The following is a 2987-nucleotide window of genomic DNA, read 5'->3' on the forward strand; positions in this document are numbered from 1 at the left end:
TGATGCATGCAGGTGAATCAATACGTTCGGTTTTAACGTTCTAACTAGAGCGTGGTATAAAGGGGAGTAAGGTAGTGGCAATTACAATGATTGAAGAACACCGATGTTTTAATGGTATGCAAGGGGCTTATAGCCATCAATCTTCATTAACAAACTGTTTAATGCGCTTTGCAGTGTTTTTACCTGCCATAACTGCAACAAAAAAGTTCCTGCTCTTTACTGGCTTTCAGGATTAACCTGCAATGAACAAAATTTTATAACCAAAGCAGGGGCACAACGTATCGCTGCTGAATTGGGATTGATATTAATCGTACCTGATACTAGTCCCCGCGGTATTGAGATACCCGGTGATCGCGAAAGTTATGATTTTGGCATAGGGGCTGGCTTTTATGTCGATGCAACGGAATCCCCGTGGGATGAGTATTATCAAATGTCCAGCTATATCAGTGACGAATTACCTAAAATAATTAATCAGCACTTCCCTGTGAATCCTGAACGTACTGGTATTTTGGGTCATTCAATGGGTGGGCATGGTGCCTTAGTTTTGGCACTTAAAAAATCCCAACAATATCGGAGTGTATCTGCTTTTTCCCCAATTTGCGCTCCCATGCAGTGCCCATGGGGTAGAAAAGCTTTCACAGGGTATCTAGGACAGGATGAAGAGGCATGGAAAAATTATGATGCTACTGAGCTGGTGGAAAAAATGGGGTGGCCGCACTCCTCTATTTTGATTGATCAAGGTTTGCAAGATCCCTTTCTACAGGAACAATTAAAGCCAGAGCTTTTTCAGGCCGCTTGTTTACGAGCTGGTGTGCAGTTAAATCTGCGTATGCAGAAAGGCTATGATCACAGTTATTATTTTATTGCTAGTTTTATAGAGGAGCATTTACGTTTTCACGCGTCTTTGTTATATAGCTAGGGTCTGCTTACATTTCTACTATCTTGGCGCTTATGGCTTGATTTTCTGCGCTTCGCTGCTCACATACTAGCATGTATACTCCGCTGCTGTGATGCTCAAAAATCAAGCCATAATCACTCAAGCTAACGAAATGTAAATAGACCCTTATATATTGGTATCGGGGTGATTAATGGGTTTTGTAACAGATGAACGTATTCAAGCAAGTAGTATTTGGTTAGACGATTTGTCTTTATCCACGGTCTATTTAAAAAATGAGGCTGATTTTCCATGGTTTATTCTGGTGCCTAGAGAAGAGAATATTCAAGAGATTTACCAGTTATCACCCACAAATCGTCAGGTACTAATAGAGGAAATCGCAACGATCTCCAATCTGGTTAATACTCTTTTTAAGCCGGATAAATTGAATGTTGGAGCTTTAGGTAACATTGTTTCCCAACTCCATATTCATGTTGTTGCACGTTTTAATGGCGATAAAGCGTGGCCTCATGGTATATGGCAATCTGGAATGACTGCCACACCTTATTCTAAAGAGGTTTTGCAGGAATTAGTGCCCTCTTTAAGAGCAAAAATAGGTAGGGCTGCTATTTCTACTAGTGAAATGTAAGCAGCTCCTCAAGTTATAAATATTCCGGTAACGGTTTTTTATTGGGAAAAATTTCAGCCAGCGAAATAGAAAAACCATCTTCTCTGACAACACGAGCATGTTGGCGCTGTAATTGTCTTGGCTCATCTACACCACAGGAATGGCAGATGACAGCAACTTCGTGCGCCATATTATTTGCATAATGATAAACCCGCTCTGCCTTATCTGCGACTACTAGTCCGCGTTGCAGGCCGGGGTTATGAGTGGCCACCCCAGTTGGACAGGTATTTTTATGGCATTGCATTGATTGGATACAACCTAGAGCAAACATGAAGCCTCGTGCAGAGTTCACAAAATCTGCACCAGCGCAAAGCGCCCAGGCAACACCAGAGGGGGTAATAAGCTTACCACTGGCAATCACTTTAATGCGTTCACGTAAGTTATACATCACTAGAATATCGACTAAATTGGGCAGTGATTCTTGGATAGGGATACCCATATAATCCATTAATCCTTGTGGGGAAGCCCCAGTACCTCCATCGGCGCTATCCAAAGTAATAAAATCTGGAGCAAATTGACTGCCGCGCTTATGAATAGCCAGACATAAGTCATGTAGCCATTCATAGCTGCCTAATACAAATTTACAACCTACTGGTTTACCTGTTATTTGGCGGATATGTTCAATAGAGTCCAAAAGCTCATCGACATTACTAATATCAACATGCCGATTAGGACTGATAGAATCAACATGAGGTAAAATACCTCTTATTTTAGCTACTTCGTCAGTCACCTTCACTGCGGGTAAGATACCGCCTTTACCTGGCTTGGCACCTTGACTGAGTTTTATTTCAAACATTTTTAATACTTTTCTCTGCGGCCAGCTCGCGCAGACGTTTATCGGATAGGTTGCCTGTAGCATCACGAACGCCATATTTTGCTGTTCCTATCTGCATGACAATATCGCAACCATACTCAAGATGATAAGGTGATAGTCCTCCTTCCCCGGTATTTAACCAGCAGCCTGCTTTTTTGGCCCCTTTTGCTAAGGCTTGAATAGCTGGTTTGGAAATGGCACCGTAACTCATGGCAGAAATATTAAAAATATGAGTTGAAGTGTAGGGATGTGCGCAATAAGGTCCTATAGTGACTGGTCTGATAGTTGCCTTGCTAGTGGCGAGAGGAGGGAAAGGAGCACTAACAAAATAAACAGTTCCTGTATTATGCAGCGGACGTGTTGAGCCGAACCCTACAGTGGTATCAACATTTTTAGCGGCTCGATATACCCAAGAGCGTTCGGCACGGTTAAAAGGTAATTCCTCTCGATCACTAGCAAAAAATATTGACGAAAAAAGTCCCCTAAATATTCAAAAAATAGCGAAAAATGACCTACGATGGGAAAATTACGTAAAACAGCATGTTGTTTTTGATGTCTATCCCAGAGATAAACTGAAACAAGCAAAGTAAGTAAGCTAACTATAAGAATAA

Annotated in this window: 4 protein-coding genes and 1 pseudogene; 2 read left to right on the forward strand and 3 right to left on the reverse strand. The window is 41.6% G+C overall.

Annotation, left to right across the window (positions count from 1 at the left end; genetic code table 11):
• The first annotated feature begins 154 nt into the window (after positions 1-154).
• Positions 155-919 (forward strand): S-formylglutathione hydrolase, encoded by a 765-nt coding sequence (gene fghA, locus BN58_RS22885; protein WP_456297457.1) that lies wholly within the window; start codon positions 155-157, stop codon positions 917-919.
• Positions 920-1088: 169 nt separating this feature from the next.
• Positions 1089-1523: an HIT family protein gene (locus BN58_RS06860; protein ID WP_019216197.1), complete on the forward strand. Its 435-nt coding sequence runs from the start codon at positions 1089-1091 to the stop codon at positions 1521-1523.
• A gap of 13 nt (positions 1524-1536) precedes the next feature.
• Here BN58_RS06860 and BN58_RS22890 read toward each other — a convergent pair whose 3' ends face one another.
• From BN58_RS22890 to BN58_RS33235, 3 genes and pseudogenes are all read right to left on the reverse strand, one after another.
• On the reverse strand, positions 1537-2358 hold the full coding sequence (locus BN58_RS22890; protein WP_019216198.1) for an FMN-binding glutamate synthase family protein: 822 nt from the start codon (positions 2356-2358) through the stop codon (positions 1537-1539).
• Complete coding sequence (locus BN58_RS35880) at positions 2351-2587, reverse strand: glutamate synthase-related protein (RefSeq protein ID WP_019216199.1); 237 nt, start codon at positions 2585-2587, stop codon at positions 2351-2353. The genes BN58_RS22890 and BN58_RS35880 overlap by 8 nt, the downstream gene beginning before the upstream one ends.
• Positions 2588-2748: 161 nt before the next feature.
• Positions 2749-2987: pseudogene (locus BN58_RS33235) on the reverse strand (hypothetical protein); the annotation flags it as partial.

The organism is Legionella tunisiensis, assembly GCF_000308315.1.
Taxonomy (GTDB): Bacteria; Pseudomonadota; Gammaproteobacteria; order Legionellales; family Legionellaceae; genus Tatlockia; species Tatlockia tunisiensis.